15 protein-coding genes are annotated in these 16,041 nt (G+C 33.5%); all 15 read left to right on the forward strand.

Features of this window, described 5'->3' with window-relative positions; translation table 11 throughout:
• Nucleotides 1–344 precede the first annotated feature (344 nt).
• From tviB to J663_RS15995, 15 genes are read left to right on the forward strand one after another with little or no spacing between them, the layout of a single operon-like run.
• Nucleotides 345–1,619: a Vi polysaccharide biosynthesis UDP-N-acetylglucosamine C-6 dehydrogenase TviB gene (gene tviB / locus J663_RS15925; protein WP_033850876.1), complete on the forward strand. Its 1,275-nt coding sequence runs from the start codon at nt 345–347 to the stop codon at nt 1,617–1,619.
• 13 nt (nt 1,620–1,632) lie between these two features.
• The gene (locus J663_RS15930) at nt 1,633–2,829 is read left to right on the forward strand and encodes a UDP-N-acetylglucosamine 4,6-dehydratase (RefSeq protein ID WP_033850878.1); all 1,197 of its coding nucleotides are present in this window, start codon (nt 1,633–1,635) and stop codon (nt 2,827–2,829) included.
• Entirely contained in the window at nt 2,829–3,977 is a 1,149-nt protein-coding gene (locus J663_RS15935; RefSeq protein WP_033850881.1) for a LegC family aminotransferase, read from the forward strand. Before J663_RS15930 ends, J663_RS15935 begins: the two co-directional genes overlap by 1 nt.
• A 5-nt stretch (nt 3,978–3,982) precedes the next feature.
• On the forward strand, nt 3,983–5,119 hold the full coding sequence (neuC, locus tag J663_RS15940; protein ID WP_033850883.1) for a UDP-N-acetylglucosamine 2-epimerase: 1,137 nt from the start codon (nt 3,983–3,985) through the stop codon (nt 5,117–5,119).
• A complete protein-coding gene (locus J663_RS15945; protein ID WP_033850885.1) occupies nt 5,109–6,203 on the forward strand; it encodes an N-acetylneuraminate synthase family protein in 1,095 nt (364 codons plus the stop codon). Before neuC ends, J663_RS15945 begins: the two co-directional genes overlap by 11 nt.
• Complete coding sequence (locus J663_RS15950; RefSeq protein ID WP_032005740.1) at nt 6,204–6,845, forward strand: sugar O-acyltransferase; 642 nt, start codon at nt 6,204–6,206, stop codon at nt 6,843–6,845.
• Nucleotides 6,838–7,893 carry a nucleotidyltransferase family protein gene (locus J663_RS15955; RefSeq protein WP_002063376.1) on the forward strand — a complete coding sequence of 352 codons (1,056 nt, stop codon included), beginning with the start codon at nt 6,838–6,840 and terminating at the stop codon, nt 7,891–7,893. The genes J663_RS15950 and J663_RS15955 overlap by 8 nt, the downstream gene beginning before the upstream one ends.
• 1 nt (nt 7,894) lies before the next feature.
• Nucleotides 7,895–8,866 carry a Gfo/Idh/MocA family protein gene (locus tag J663_RS15960; protein WP_033850889.1) on the forward strand — a complete coding sequence of 324 codons (972 nt, stop codon included), beginning with the start codon at nt 7,895–7,897 and terminating at the stop codon, nt 8,864–8,866.
• 10 nt (nt 8,867–8,876) lie between these two features.
• Nucleotides 8,877–9,563 carry a cytidylyltransferase domain-containing protein gene (locus J663_RS15965; protein ID WP_033850890.1) on the forward strand — a complete coding sequence of 229 codons (687 nt, stop codon included), beginning with the start codon at nt 8,877–8,879 and terminating at the stop codon, nt 9,561–9,563.
• Nucleotides 9,564–9,566: 3 nt separating this feature from the next.
• The gene (locus tag J663_RS15970; RefSeq protein ID WP_033850891.1) at nt 9,567–10,337 is read left to right on the forward strand and encodes an oxidoreductase; all 771 of its coding nucleotides are present in this window, start codon (nt 9,567–9,569) and stop codon (nt 10,335–10,337) included.
• 36 nt (nt 10,338–10,373) lie between these two features.
• The gene (locus tag J663_RS15975) at nt 10,374–11,570 is read left to right on the forward strand and encodes an oligosaccharide flippase family protein (RefSeq protein ID WP_033850893.1); all 1,197 of its coding nucleotides are present in this window, start codon (nt 10,374–10,376) and stop codon (nt 11,568–11,570) included.
• Nucleotides 11,546–12,508 (forward strand): glycosyltransferase family 52, encoded by a 963-nt coding sequence (locus J663_RS15980; protein WP_033850895.1) that lies wholly within the window; start codon nt 11,546–11,548, stop codon nt 12,506–12,508. The genes J663_RS15975 and J663_RS15980 overlap by 25 nt, the downstream gene beginning before the upstream one ends.
• An 18-nt stretch (nt 12,509–12,526) precedes the next feature.
• Nucleotides 12,527–13,822 carry an O-antigen polymerase gene (locus tag J663_RS15985; protein ID WP_033850897.1) on the forward strand — a complete coding sequence of 432 codons (1,296 nt, stop codon included), beginning with the start codon at nt 12,527–12,529 and terminating at the stop codon, nt 13,820–13,822.
• 46 nt (nt 13,823–13,868) lie between these two features.
• On the forward strand, nt 13,869–14,996 hold the full coding sequence (locus J663_RS15990) for a glycosyltransferase (RefSeq protein ID WP_033850900.1): 1,128 nt from the start codon (nt 13,869–13,871) through the stop codon (nt 14,994–14,996).
• A gap of 8 nt (nt 14,997–15,004) precedes the next feature.
• Nucleotides 15,005–16,039 carry a polysaccharide biosynthesis protein gene (locus J663_RS15995; protein WP_033850901.1) on the forward strand — a complete coding sequence of 345 codons (1,035 nt, stop codon included), beginning with the start codon at nt 15,005–15,007 and terminating at the stop codon, nt 16,037–16,039.
• Nucleotides 16,040–16,041 lie beyond the last annotated feature (2 nt).

Raw genomic sequence — 16,041 nt, forward strand, 5'->3', positions numbered from 1 at the left:
TGTGTATTTATCTTTAATTGATATTGTCCACTGCATAGTAACAAGCGTCTATTAAACGCAGGCTGAACTGATTCTAGCTGAAAAGAAATGAAAAAACATCGAAAAATCGTAGAGCTTTGTATGTTTAGTTTATCTGATTGACCCATTTAACCAGTGGTCATTCATCAGAAATATTAAAAATGTATAATTTTAGCTAAACTGATAAATTCTACTTATAAGTGCTGTAAACACATTTATACAATTGGTATGCGGTGCTAACTTAAAATCTGATATAGTACGCTGCATTGTCAGTGCCAAAAGCATGATTTATTAGATATAAACTCTAAGGAAAAAGGCTCGTTTATATGCAAATTGCCAATTTAAAAATAGCAATTATTGGGTTGGGCTATGTAGGCTTGCCGTTGGCAGTTGAGTTTGGGAAAAAAGTACCAGTTGTTGGTTTTGATATTTATCAAAAACGTATTGATGAGCTCAAAAACGGTAAAGATCATACCTTAGAAGTGTCACCACAAGAATTACAACAAGCGGAACAATTAAGTTATACCGCTGACTTGAAGGACTTAAAAAACAGTAATTTTTTTATTGTAACGGTTCCAACACCAATTGATGACTTTAAACAACCGGATCTCACACCTTTAATTAAAGCATCGACTAGTATTGGTCAGGTGCTTAAAAAAGGGGACGTCGTAGTATATGAATCTACTGTATATCCAGGTGCAACAGAAGAGGTATGTATCCCTGTTTTAGAAAAAGTGTCAGGTTTAAAATTTAATCAAGACTTTTTCGCAGGCTATAGTCCTGAGCGAATTAACCCAGGTGATAAGCTTCACCGTGTAACTAATATTTTAAAAATTACTTCAGGCTCTACCCCTGAAATCGCTGATTATATTGATGATGTCTACAATCTTATAATTGAGGCAGGAACTCATAAGGCGCCGAATATAAAAGTAGCAGAAGCTGCTAAAGTGATTGAAAACACACAACGTGACGTCAATATTGCTCTTATTAATGAGTTGGCACTTATTTTTAATAAATTAGATATTGATACAGAAGATGTGCTTAAAGCTGCTGGAACGAAGTGGAACTTTTTACCATTTCGTCCTGGATTAGTAGGCGGGCACTGTATTGGGGTAGATCCGTATTATTTAACCCATAAAGCCCAATCTATTGGATTACATCCGGAAATTATATTAGCGGCTCGCCGTTTAAATGATCGTATGGGGGAACATGTGGCAACCCAACTTATCAAAGAAATGGTGAAGCAGCGTATACAAGTTGTTGGTGCTCGTATTTTGGTGATGGGACTCAGTTTTAAAGAAAACTGTCCAGATATTCGTAATACAAAAATTGTCGATTTTATTAAAGCTCTGAAAGAGTATGATTTAGATTTAGATATCTATGATCCATGGGTCGATGATACAGAAGTACAACACGAATATGGCCTAGCGCCAATTAAAGAATTACAACAAGGCTTGTATGATGCGATCGTCATTGCGGTAGCACATAACCAGTTTAAATCCATGAGTGTTGATGAGTTCCATGCTTTAGGTAAAGAAAAGCATGTACTTTATGATTTGAAATATGTTTTGGATAAAGAAAGTTCAAATATTAGACTTTGATTAGGGTTTTATAATGTCTACAGATATTCAATTAAATTTAATTGGCAGAACACAAGAGCTTTTTGTTGATGATATTCAACATTGGAATAATAAGTTAATCGAAATTGTTTCCTCATCGAAGTTTTTAGTTTTAGGTGGGGCTGGGTCTATTGGCCAAGCAGTTGTTAAAGAAATTTTTAAACGTAATCCTAAGAAACTACACGTTGTTGATATTTCAGAAAATAATTTAACAGAAGTTGTTCGTGATATTCGTAGCTCGTTTGGCTACATTGATGGTGATTTCCAAACATTTGCACTAGATATTGGCTCTGCTGAGTATGATGCATATATTCAGAATGATGGTGATTTTGACTACGTTTTAAATCTTTCTGCTTTGAAGCATGTACGTAGTGAAAAAGATCCATTTACATTAATGCGAATGATTCATGTCAATATTTTGAATACTGAAAAAACGATTCAGCAGTCTATTGAAAAAGGCGTAAAGAAGTATTTCTGTGTTTCAACAGATAAAGCTGCTAACCCTGTAAATATGATGGGTGGTTCAAAGCGTATTATGGAAATGTTCCTTATGCGTCAAAGTCAGCATATTGATATTTCAACGGCTCGTTTTGCGAATGTTGCATTTTCAGATGGTTCTTTATTACATGGTTTTAATCAACGTATTCAGAAAAACCAGCCAATTGCTGCACCAAATGATATTCGCCGTTATTTCGTTACTCCAAAAGAGTCAGGTGAGTTGTGCCTCATGTCTTGTTTATTAGGTGAGAATAGAGATATTTTCTTCCCTAAGCTTAGCGAGCACTTACACCTCATTACTTTTGCTGATATTGCAGTCAAATATCTTAATAACCTTGGATATGAGCCGTATTTGTGTGAGTCTGAGGATGAAGCGCGTAGCTTAATTCAGACTTTGCCAAAACAAGGAAAATGGCCTTGTTTATTTGCTGGAAGCACAACTACGGGTGAGAAAGATTTTGAAGAGTTCTTTACCGATAATGAAACTTTAGATATGCAACGTTTTAATAATTTAGGGGTTATTAAAAACGAGCTAAATGTTGAAGAAGATAAATTGCATGTATTTGAAGAAAAAATTCATGTAATGCTGTTAAATAAGCACTGGAATAAAGAAGAAATTGTTGATCTATTTAACTATATGATGCCTAACTTTGGACACAAAGAAACAGGTTTATATTTAGATGGGAAAATGTAATGGATACTTCTAAATTTAATCAGTTTGTACGAGATATTTATCGTACCAATAATTTTATTCCATTACATGAACCTCGTTTTCTTGGTAATGAAAAGAAATATGTATTAGATACAATTGACAGTACTTTTGTCTCTAGTGTTGGTGCCTATGTAAATGACTTTGAAGCCAAGGTTCAACAATTTACAGGTTGCGTTAAAGCCATTGCGACTGTTAATGGAACAGCTGCATTACATATTGCTCTTTTACTAGCTGGTGTAAAGCGCGACGATATCGTAATTACGCAAGCTTTGACTTTTGTCGCAACTTGTAATGCCTTGTCTTATATTGGTGCGGAACCATTATTTATTGATGTTTCATTAAAGACACTCGGTTTGTGCCCAAAGGCATTAGACGCTTATTTGCAAGAAAATGCTTTTATTGATGACCAAGGTGTATGTAAACACAAAGCAACTAATAAACGTATTTCTGCAATCGTTCCAATGCATACATTTGGTCATCCTGTTGAAATTGATGAGCTTCAACAGGTCGTAACCAAGTGGAATATTGCATTAGTTGAAGACGCTGCTGAAAGTTTAGGTTCTTACTACAAAGGTAAACATACCGGAACTTTTGGTCTAGTTTCAGCACTTAGCTTTAACGGAAATAAAGTCATCACTACAGGCGGTGGCGGTATGGTCTTGTGTCAAGATGAAGAACTTGGCATAAGAGCGAAGCACATTACGACAACTGCAAAAATACCGCATCCTTATGAGTTTTATCATGATGAAAATGGTTTTAACTACCGTTTACCAAATTTGAATGCTGCTTTAGGTTGTGCACAAATGGAAGGCTTGGAAGGTTTCCTTGCTAAAAAGCGTGATTTAGCTCAGCAATATCAAGATTTCTTTAAAGACAGTGATATTTCATTTGTCGTGGAACCTGAAGACTGCCGATCTAACTATTGGTTAAATGCCATTGTTTGCAAAGATAAAGCACAACGAGATTTGATTTTGGATGAAACCAATTCAAATAAGGTTATGACTCGCCCAATCTGGACTTTAATGACCAGATTGCCAATGTACCAAACTGCATTACAAGGCGATTTAACTAACTCATTATGGTTTGAAGAAAGAGTTGTAAATATTCCAAGTTCGGTTCCTCTGGAGTAATAAGAATGAAAAAAATAGCCGTTTTTACAGGAACTCGAGCTGAATATGGTTTGCTGTATTGGTTAATGCGAGATATTCAGCAAGATCCAGAGCTAGAGTTACAAATTCTAGCTACGGCTATGCATTATTCACCTGAGCACGGCGAAACTTGGAAAACTATTGTTCAAGATGGTTTCGAAATTACCGAATCGGTAGAAATGCTACTGTCATCTGATACGTCGTCCGCTGTTGTGAAATCAATGGGTGTTGGCTTACTTGGATTTGCAGATGCATTGAAACGTATGCAACCTGATTTATTAGTTGTTTTGGGTGATCGTTTCGAGGCTTTGGCAGTGACTCAAGCTGCTTTAATCATGCATGTACCTGTTGCACATTTGCATGGTGGTGAAATCACTGAAGGTGCATATGACGAATCAATTCGTCATGCGATTACTAAAATGTCTAATATTCATTTTGCCGCGGCAGAGGAATATAAGAAACGAATTATTCAATTAGGCGAGCAACCAGATAAGGTATTTAATGTTGGCGCGCTAGGGTTAGATCATATCCAGCGTACAACATTTAAAAATATTACAGAATTAAGCGAATTATATGATTTTGATTTTTCAAAACCATATTTTCTCATTACTTATCATCCCGAAACTAATTTACTAGAAGAAAATGTTGCGCCTTTATTTGATGCACTTAAGCAAATAAAAGATGTCAATTTTGTTTTTAGTTATCCAAATGCCGACAATGGTAATACTAATATTGTGAAAGCAATGCTTGATTTAAAAGCACAGTTGCCAGATCGCGTATTGCTTGTAAAGAGTTTTGGTATTCAAAATTATTTAAGTGTTTTGAAAAATGCTTTAGCTATGGTGGGTAACTCATCAAGTGGCTTATCAGAGGCTCCTGCGTTACAGGTTCCAACAGTAAATATTGGTGATCGACAAAAAGGACGTTTGCGTTGTGAATCTATCCTTGATGTTAAATTAGACGAAAATGAAATTTTAGAAGCATTGCAAAAAGCAATTAATTTCCCAGACGATGAATTGAGTAAAGTTGTTCCACCATTAGGGTTAGGCAATACTTCTCAGAAAATAATTGAACTTATTAAAACGACGGATTTTAAAAAGAAGGCACCATTTTATGATCTTTAATCAAGACGAAATTTATGTCATTGCAGAAATTGGTGTAAATCATAATGGCTCTGTAGAGTTAGCAAAAGAGCTTATTTTAAAAGCCAAAGAATGCGGTGCGAATGCTGTCAAATTTCAAACATTTAAAGCAGATAGTTTATTATCTGATCAAACTGAAATGGCTGCATATCAAAAAGAAAATACTGGTTCTAGTCAAAGCCAATTAGAGCTTGTAAAAAGTTTAGAGCTCACTTATGAGCAGACAGAAGAAATACAGAAATTTTGTGATGAACACCAAATTACTTTTATTTCAACGCCGTTTGACTCTGATAGTTTGAAGTTCTTGGTGAATGAGATCGATGTACCTTACTTGAAAGTATCATCTGCTGATATTTCAAATTTACCGTTTCTTTATGAAATTGCATGTTCAAAAAAGCATGTCATTTTATCTACAGGAACAGCGAGTTTAGGTGATATTGAACAAGCCTTATCAGTATTTGCTTTTGTTATCGATAAGGGAACAGAAGTTCGCCCATCTCAGCAGTTATTTAGAGAAGCTTATTCTAAAATTTCAGTACGTAAACAGTTGAAAGAACAGGTTTCTATCTTACACTGTGTGACTCAATATCCAGCATTATTTGAAGAAAGTAATCTTAAAGCCATTTCAACTTTAAAAAATGTATTTGATTTGGCAACAGGATTTTCTGACCATACGCTTGATGAATATGCAGCGGTTATTGGTGTAAGTCTCGGTGCTCGCATTTTTGAGAAGCATATTACATTAGATAAAACGATGGCTGGTCCAGACCACGCAGCATCAATGGAACCAGATGAATTTAAGCATTATGTCGAAATTTTACATAAAACACATGCAGCTTTAGGCGACGGTATTAAATTTATGCTAGAGCAAGAAAGCGATAACTATTACTTAGTACGTCGTAGTATTGTGGCTAAAACAGATATTGCGGAAGGGGAGCTTTTAACCTCTGACAATGTCACGACAAAACGAGCTGGTCGCGTTTGTTTAGAACCAAATAAGTATTGGGATGTTGTTGGTACAAAAGCAAAACGTAGCTTTAAAAAGAACGATTTTATTGAAATTTAAATGAAAAAACTGGCGATTTTTGGTTCAGGTGGCTTTGCAAAAGAGCTAGTAGATTTAGCAATAGATCAAGGCTACCGCCATATATTTTTTTTAGAAAGAAATGCCAAAGATGGTGACACCTTACTTGGTTTCCCCATTTTGCCTGAATCAGTAATACCGACATTAACGGATACGGTATATGCGATAGGTGTTGCTGATCCGAAGATTCGTAAAAGAATATATGAAGCTTATGCCGATTTATCTTATCCCAATTTGATTCATTCTCAATCATCACTTGGCTATGGCATTCGAGAATTGCTAGAACATAGTAAAGGTGTGGTAATTGCAGCTGGAGCGAGAATTACAAATTCATGTCGTTTTGGTCATTTTATTATAGTAAGTTTTAACAGCACAATTGGGCACGATTGTATTCTAGAAAACTACGTTTCTGTCATGCCAGGTGTTAATGTGTCTGGTTGTATTCATTTGAAGCAAGGCACTTACATTGGAACAAATGCTGCTATTTTGCCGGGCAAAAGTCCAGAGCAATTGAAATATTTAGGTGAAAACTCCGTTATAGGCGCGGGTGCCGTGGTTGTGAAACATACGGAACCGAATAAGGTCTATATTGGATCACCTGCTAAGGAATTAAGTCGTGACTAGAGATGTTAATAATATAATTTTGCATAAAAATGATTCAATTTTGAAAGCATTAGAGCTACTTGATCTATATGCTTTAAGAATTGTTTTGGTCGTTGATGATCACAATCAATTGATCGGAAGTATTACAGACGGTGATATTCGTAGAGGGCTTTTAAAAGGCCAAGATGTGCATGCAGCTGTTGAAACAATCATGCATACTAATCCTTATAGTATTGAAGAAGGTAGCTTAAATAACCGCCAGATTTTTGAGATCATGCGTGAAAAAAGTTATCTGGCATTACCAGTAATTAAAAATAATCAACTCGTTAATATTATTACGCTTGATGATTTGATTCGTAAAAAACGTAAAGAAAATCCAGTTTTTATTATGGCTGGTGGTTTTGGTACACGTTTACGCCCATTGACAGATACATGCCCAAAACCAATGTTACCTGTTGGTGGTAAGCCTTTACTAGAAACCATTATCTCAAGCTTTAAAAATCAAGGCTTTTACAAATTTTATATTTCTACTCATTATTTACCAGAAGTGATTAATGAGCATTTTGGTAATGGTGAGAAGTTTGACGTACAGATTCAATATGTACATGAAACTGATCCGCTTGGAACTGGCGGTGCATTGAGTTTATTGCCAGCATCAGATATTAAATTGCCATTCATTGTCATTAATGGTGATGTATTAACAAATATGAATTTTGAAAAATTATTGGACTTTCATGAAAAGCGCGAAGCTATTGCAACGATGTGTGTGCGAGAGTTCCAATATCAAATTCCTTATGGCGTAGTAAACTCCGAAGATAATGTAATACAAAGCATGACTGAAAAACCAAGTTATTTCTTTGATATTAATACAGGTATTTATGTCATTTCACCTGAATTGTTGGCTCAAGTTAATGCACAGTTTATTGGTATGCCAACTATCTTAGAACAGCAAATGGAAAAGAAAAATAAAGTCTTAAGTTATCCTTTACATGAATATTGGCTCGACATCGGTCATATGGAAGACTACAACCGTGCGCAAAAAGATATTCATATGTTGGGTCTAGAATAATATGAAAAATATTGCTGTTATTGGTTTAGGTAATATTGCTACCCGACATCGTCGTAACCTTAAAATGCTTTTTCCTGAAGCAAAATTAATTGTGATGTCTGCTAGTGGTCGTATTCCTAAAGAGCCAGTGACTGATAGCGATCATATAGCAGAAAGTGTTGATGAAATTATTCAGTTGCAAGTTCAGTTTGCAATAATTGCCTCACCAGCTCCTTTTCATGCCCAACATGCAATACCACTTATTAAAGCAGGTATCCCTGTATTAATAGAAAAACCAGTTTCAGTTACCCAGACAGATGCTCAAGCTTTAATTGATGCAGAAGCCCAGTATAAGACACCTGTAGCAGTAGGTTACTGTTTGCGCTATTTACCTTCAGCGCAGCAAGTACGACAAATGATACAAGAGGGTGTCATTGGAAACTTATATAATGCATTTATTGAAATTGGTCAGTATTTACCAGATTGGCGACCTACCAAGGATTATCGCGAAACAGTATCTGCTAAAACTGAATTGGGGGGAGGAGTCCTATTAGAGCTGAGTCACGAGTTAGATTATGCTCAATGGATTTTAGGTTCGCTTACTCCTAAATATGTCGTTTTACGTGCTTCAGAAGAGCTCGGTTTAGAAGTCGAGGATAATGCCGATCTTTTAATGACAACAGCGAAAGGAGCTGTTGTAAATATCCACTTAGATTTTTTGCAGCGCAAAGCACATCGTAAATGTCGTTTTATTGGCAGTGAAGGATGTATTGAGTGGGATTTAATTCGAAATGAAGTTGTGCTTATTAAGGCTAAAGAGCAACAAGAAATTTATAGCGCCCCTGACTGGGATAAAAACCAAATGTATTTGGAAATGGTTACCGATTTTATTAAAAAAATAAACGGACAGCCAAACCAATCTATAAGTCTGCAAGAAGCTGAAAGAACAGTAGGCCTGATTGTAGAGATGAAAGAATTTGTGACGAAAGAATGAGACTGCTTATATGAGAAATTTTGCATTTATTTTTGCTAGAGGCGGCTCTAAAGGTTTACCTGGAAAAAATATTAAACCATTGGCAGGAAAACCGTTATTACAATATTCAATTGATACTGCTTTAGCATCGGATTTGATTGAACAAGTTTTTGTTTCAACAGATGATCAGGCTATTGCACAAGTCGCTATAGAAGGGGGAGCAATTCTTATAGAGCGACCTGTTGAACTAGCAACTGATCAAAGTCCAGAATGGTTGTCTTGGCGTCATGCAGTTGAGTGGGCAACTGAGCACTATGGCTCATTTGATGGGTTTGTTAGTTTACCTGCAACTAGTCCATTACGTAGCCAAGAGGATGTAGAGGCTGCGATTTTAAAAAGACAAGCAGAGACAGCTGATATTTGTATTGCAGTTACACCTGCAAGTCGCAGTCCATATTTCAATATGGTTAAGTACAATGAGGCTGGTTTTGTTGAGCTTGTCAATCAGCCTGAAGGTGAGGTATCACGCCGTCAAGACGCTCCCAAAGTTTTTGATATTACAACAGTAGTCTATGCGACAACACCTGAGTTTGTATTAAATAACTATGGTTTATTTTCAGGAAAAGTTGCGAGTATTGAAGTGCCAAAAGCAAGAGCTGTGGATATCGATGATATTTACGATTTTCGTTTAGCTGAAGCTATTATTAAAGGTGAATAACTGATGCAAAATTTATTAGAGAATAAAACCTTTTTAGTAGCTGGTGCTGGTGGACTACTAGGAACACGTTTGGTGGCGGCTATATTAGAGCAAGGCGCAAAAGTTATTGCTGCTGATATAAACCTTGAATCTATGGCAACTCGATTAAATAGTTTGGGGGTTGATCCTACAAACGAAAAGTTATCGTTGGCTTGTTTAGATGTAACAAATGAATCAAGTGTAAAGTCATTTTTTTCACCAGATCTTAAAATTGATGGAGCTGTTAATACAACATATCCACGTAATAAGACATATGGTTCACATTTTTTTGATGTGACCCTTGAAAGCTTTAATGAGAACTTATCACTACATTTAGGTAGTATGTTTTTGTTCACTCAGCAATGTGCAAAATATTTTACACAATCCCAGACTCCTTTTTCGCTGGTGAATATCTCATCTATTTATGGAGTAGTTGCTCCAAAATTTGATATCTATAACAACACGAAAATGACAATGCCTGTTGAGTATGCTGCAATTAAATCAGCAACACTCCATTTAAACAAATACACAGTCGCTTATGTCAACGATAGTCGATTCCGCATTAATTGTGTAAGTCCAGGTGGTATCTTTGATCATCAACCTGAACCATTTTTAGAAGCATATAAGAGCCATACCCATGGAGCTGGTATGTTAGATGTTACAGAAATCATAGGTTCAGTTTTATTCTTACTTTCTGAACAATCAAGATATGTAACAGGTCAAAATATTATTGTAGATGATGGCTTTAGTTTGTAAATGAAATCTAGTGTAGTAAAAATATAGGGCTATTGAATGAAGGTCTTAAAAGATAGCTTTATTTATTTGATCGGGGAGCTTTTTGCGAAAAGTCTCCCCTTTCTGATGTTGCCGTATTTAACAAGAAAGCTTGGGCCTGATGGTTTTGGTGAGTTATCTTATTATCTAACAATGCTATCTCTATTTGGAATTTTCGTTGGCTTAAGTCAAGATGGTGCCGTTACACGCTATTTCTATTTTTATGGTAAGAAAGCACTAAATACAGTTGTTAAAGCAGGGTATTTATTTAACATAGCTATTTCTTTTATATTATTAATTGGATGCTGGTGGTTCAAAGCAGAAATCATGGCATATGTTGTGCTAGCAACGATGTTTCAGTCTTTTGTGAATGTCCAACTTGCTTTGCGTCAGTGTCAAAAACAGCCTCTAAAATATATTACAATCCAAATTATCTTATCTTTAACTAATGTCTTATTCACAGTCGCTGTGCTTGAATACTTTAGTCAAGAATTAGTAGCCTACCGCGTATTGGCAATTGTCTTTGCAAATCTAACAACATTCGTGATTGCAAGTTTGGTATTGGGAGACTTATTTAGAGATAACTATCGCTTTACATGGCCTAGACTATATTTAGGTATCCTTTATATTTTTTCATTCGGATTCCCCCTGATTCTACATCAGTCTAGTATTTTCATTAAAGGGCAACTAGATCGTATTTTTATCTACCAACAGTACACAAAATCGGAATTAGGTATCTATTCAGCAGGAGTACAAATAGCTTTAGTCTTACCAATAATTTTCATGGCCCTTAACAAAGCTATAGTTCCTCATTATTACCAAGCTCTTAAAAATAGTACTTTGACGTTAACGCAGATAAAAAAATACACATTATTAAGTGTACCTTTAAGTATACTACCTGCTGTAGTTGGTTGGCTTCTGCCTGAACAATTGTATGAATTGTTTCTGGGGAGGGCGTATGGTGCATCAAAGTACTTTACCGTAATATTTTTGGTAGGTTATGGCCTAACTATGCCATATCTTATTCTAGTGAATTACTTATTTTATCATGCTAAAACCAAACTTATATCGCTTGTAAGCTTTAGTAGTTCATTACTCTATGTATGTACGTTATATGGTTTTAGTCAATTGAAATTAGAATGGATTCCATTCGCTTTAATTCTTTCTAATCTTTTCATGTTGGTAGTTTTATGGAACATCGTCAAAAAAGTTTGATAATGTGTGTAACACCATTACAAATCCTTATAGCAGAGAAAATTATACAAAGCAAACCAGCAGAAGATTTTGATATCATAATATTTGCATTAGAGAATAATGAGAAATTTAATTATTATGCAGAAAAATTAAAAAAATATGCTCGAGTTTATTGGTACTCGCATGTGATTTATAAAAACTCAATTTATAATTTAATTAATTTTTTAAAATTCATTTTTCAATTTAATTTGAGTAGTTTTAATAAAAAATATAATAACTACTATTTATCAAGTATTGATTCCAGATACTTTCAATATATTCTTTCAAAGAAAATGGAATCTAGCTGCATTTTTACATTTGATGATGGAACGGCTAATATTGTAAAAACAAGTATTTATTACTTAAAGAATATTAATGATATAAAAAAATCAAAAATATTTAGGATGCTAGGTATTAAGTATTTTCAGGAAGATATTAAGAGTATGAGTAAATTACATTACACAATATATCCAGAGTTTGAAAATATTATTCAAGATACTATGGAAATTAAACTGTTTAATGGGAATGAAAAAAATAAAATTAGAACTAAAGGTTTGAATGTTTTTTTAGGTCAACCTTATGAGGAGCTTGACTCATACTTATCTAACGAAAAAATTGAAAAAATGATGGGTGATCTTAATATAAAGCTATATTTTCCTCATCCTAGAGAGAAAAATACTCCTAAGAATGTAGAGATTGTAGAAACTAAAAAAATTTTTGAAGATTATATTATAGATTTTCTTGATAGAAATCAGAATTGTTATCTTAATATTTATACTTTTATGAGCTCTGCAGCACTAAATGTTAAGTCTCTTGATGGTATTAATATTTATTTTATTCAGACTAATGCGCTTATAAGTAAATATCCTGATTTTTTTAATATTTTGAAAAATCATAATTTTAATGTTCTTGAATTTTAAGCTTAGAGAGAATCTTTAATGAAATTTTATACTAACAATTTTTTGTTTTCTGGATTTCTTTTATTCTTCTTTTTAATGCTTGCTTTTACGCTTTCATTAGAGCTTGATAGTGTTGGGCTTACTTTTGTTATTAACTTATTTTTTACTATTTTTTTTATAGCACTAAGCTTACAAAGAATGATTAATGTTCTTTTATTTTTTTATATATTTAATCTTATATTTATGGTTTTTGTACCATGGATACATTATTCTACAAATATAACAATTTGGGCAAAAATTCCATTTTCGAGTGATGAGTATTTTTTTACAAATATAATCATATTTTTAATTAATATTGTAGTCTTTTTTGTATATTATTTTTATCCTAATAACTTAAAAAATTATTCTAATAAAAATTTTAATTGGAAGGAACCTAGTTTTTTAATTTCTTTATTAATATGTTTTTTATGCCTTTTTGTAGTGCTTTATACTTTAAATTTTAATTTTTTGCGTATATTTTTTAGGGGTATTGCCGATGATGATTTTGAATATTTAGAGCTAAATCCTTTTTTAAGTATTTTAAGTTATCTCTCTAGATTTTTACCTGCATTTATTTTTTTAAGATTTGTAGATTCTAAAAATACATTAAAAAAGATTATCTTATTTAGTTTTGTATTGCTATGTGCATTTCCAACTTCTATTCCAAGATTTATGGTGGCTTTTATTTATTTGCCAATATTTTTAGCATACTTTAAAAGCATAAAAAAACCAATATATATTACTTGCGTAATGCTTTTTTCATTATTTTTAGTATTTCCATTTTTAAACCAATTTCGCTATTTTTCTTCAGATATTGAGCTTTCATTTATTCCAGATAAAAACTTTTTTATTCAAGGCCATTTTGATGCCTATCAAAATTTTATGGATGTTTTGAGATTTGATTTTGTAACATATGGGCATCAATTATTAGGTGTTATATTTTTCTTTATCCCTCGTGTATTTTGGCCAGATAAAGCTGTTGGTAGTGGTTATCAACTGGCTGAAAATAATGGATATTTTTTTAATAATATTTCTATGCCATTCGTGGCAGAAGGTTTTGTTAATTTTGGATATTTAGGAATTTTATTTTTCTCCATATTTTTGGGGGGGATAATGAAAACTATTGATACATTATATTTAACTCGATTTGAGTTTAAAGATAATAATTATTTAATATATATAGGTACTTTTTTATGTTCCTCATTCTTTTTTATGTTTAGGGGTGATTTAATGTCTTCATTTAGTTCTATGCTTGCTGGAATTATTGCATTATATATTGCTGGAAGACTTAGATGATAATTCATATTAAATTTTTCTCTAATTATAGGTTGGTATTTTTCTTATGAAAATTTTAATTGATTCTTCTATAGTTTCTAAAGGTGGAGGGGTGCAAGTCGCCTTATCTATAATCGAAAATATTACTGCTGATAAAGATTTTGAGGTGGTCTGTGTAGTTAATACTGAAATTGATAAACAACTATCCTTATCAGCAAGAAATAATATTAAGCATTATTATATAGAAAATATAGAACCAATTTATAAAAAATTTTCTCAAGGAAAGCGTATTTCTTTAATTGAAAAGAAACATAATCCAGATTTTGTTTTTGTGGTTTTTGGACCCGCTTATTGGAAACCTAAAGCTACTACATTACAAGGTTTTGCTTTAGGGAAAATGTTATATGAAAAAGAATTGAATATAGGCGTTAAAGAAAAAATTTTAAATTTTATTAAGAAAAAAATCTTTCAATGGACTCATAGCTATTTATTAGTTGAAACCGAGTTGGTTAAAACAAAATTAGCAAATTATTTAGGTTATTCACAAGAAGAAATCTTTGTTATTGGTAACTCATATAGCCCAAATTTTAAAAAAAATGTATTAGCTAATGAGGGGCTAATCACTAAACAAAAGAATATTTTTCAGATTCTTGTACCAGGAAGTTATTATCCTCATAAAAATCTTGAGCAGATTATTCTGTCTCTTGTAGAGATTAAAATGAGCTCTATTCTTAAAAATAAGATCAAGATTTTATTTACTATTCCTGAAAGTAGTCCTGATTGGAAAAATCTTTTAAATCTCGCTAAACAACATCAAGTTGATGAGTTTATTGCAACAGTAGGCTTTGTACCAAATTCAAGATTTGCTGAATTATATTTACAGAGTAACGCTATAATTTGCGCTAGTCTTGTTGAGTCATCGACTGCTGTATTTCCTGAAGCATTCTTAGCAAATAGGCCCTTACTTGTAAGTGATCGTCCCTTTGCAACAGAGCTATGTGAAGACGCTGCGTTATATTTTAATCCATTAGATGAAAAGAGTATCGCTAATGCAATCTTAGAACTATCTGGTAATGAGAAATTGCAACAATTATTAGTTGAGAATGGGAAAAAAGTCCTATTGAAAAATTACCCTTCTGCAGAACAAAAGTGGAACTTGCAGAAAAAATTAATCACACATTTATATAGCAAATAGTGGATAGTATGTTTAAAGATAAAATTTTGTTAATCACTGGTGGTACAGGGTCTTTCGGTAATGCTGTTCTAAAACGTTTTTTAGAAACAGATATCAAAGAAATCCGTATCTTTAGCCGTGATGAAAAAAAGCAAGATGATATGCGTAAAAAATATCATTCATCTAAGCTTAAATTCTATATTGGTGATGTTCGTGACTACAATAGCGTTTTAAATGCTACTCGTGGTGTTGACTACATTTACCATGCAGCTGCCTTAAAGCAAGTTCCATCTTGCGAATTCCACCCAATGGAAGCTGTAAAAACCAATGTAATTGGTACGGAAAATGTACTTGAAGCGGCAATTCAGAATCGTGTTAACCGCGTAGTATGTTTAAGTACAGATAAAGCAGTTTATCCAATTAATGCAATGGGTATTTCTAAAGCAATGATGGAAAAAGTAATCGTTGCTAAATCAAGAAACTTAGAAAATTTAGATATTGTTATTAGCTGTACCAGATACGGTAATGTAATGGCATCGCGTGGTTCGGTAATTCCTTTATTTGTTGACCAAATGCGTAAAGGTAAACCATTAACTATTACCGATCCTAATATGACTCGCTTCATGATGACACTTGAAGACGCGGTAGATTTGGTTCTGTACGCCTTTGAACATGGTGAAAATGGAGACATTTTTGTACAAAAAGCTCCTGCTGCAACAATTGAAGTTCTAGCTCAAGCATTAAAAGAATTACTAAACGAGAAAGATTATCCTATTACCATTATGGGAACCCGCCATGGTGAGAAAGCATATGAAGCTTTACTAAGCCGTGAAGAAATGGCTGTTGCCATCGACCAAGGAGACTATTTCCGAGTACCGGCAGACCAACGTGATCTTAACTATGAGAAATACGTAGAAGATGGTGACTTAAAGATTACAGAATTTGACGATTATAACTCGCATAATACTGAGCGTTTGGATGTTGAAGGAATGAAGAAACTATTACTTAAGTTAGAGTTTGTAAGAGCTTTGACTAAAGGACAATATGTAGATCCAGAGGCATAAAT

It is taken from the genome of Acinetobacter sp. 826659, from assembly GCF_000588515.1.
GTDB lineage: Bacteria > Pseudomonadota > Gammaproteobacteria > Pseudomonadales > Moraxellaceae > Acinetobacter > Acinetobacter pittii.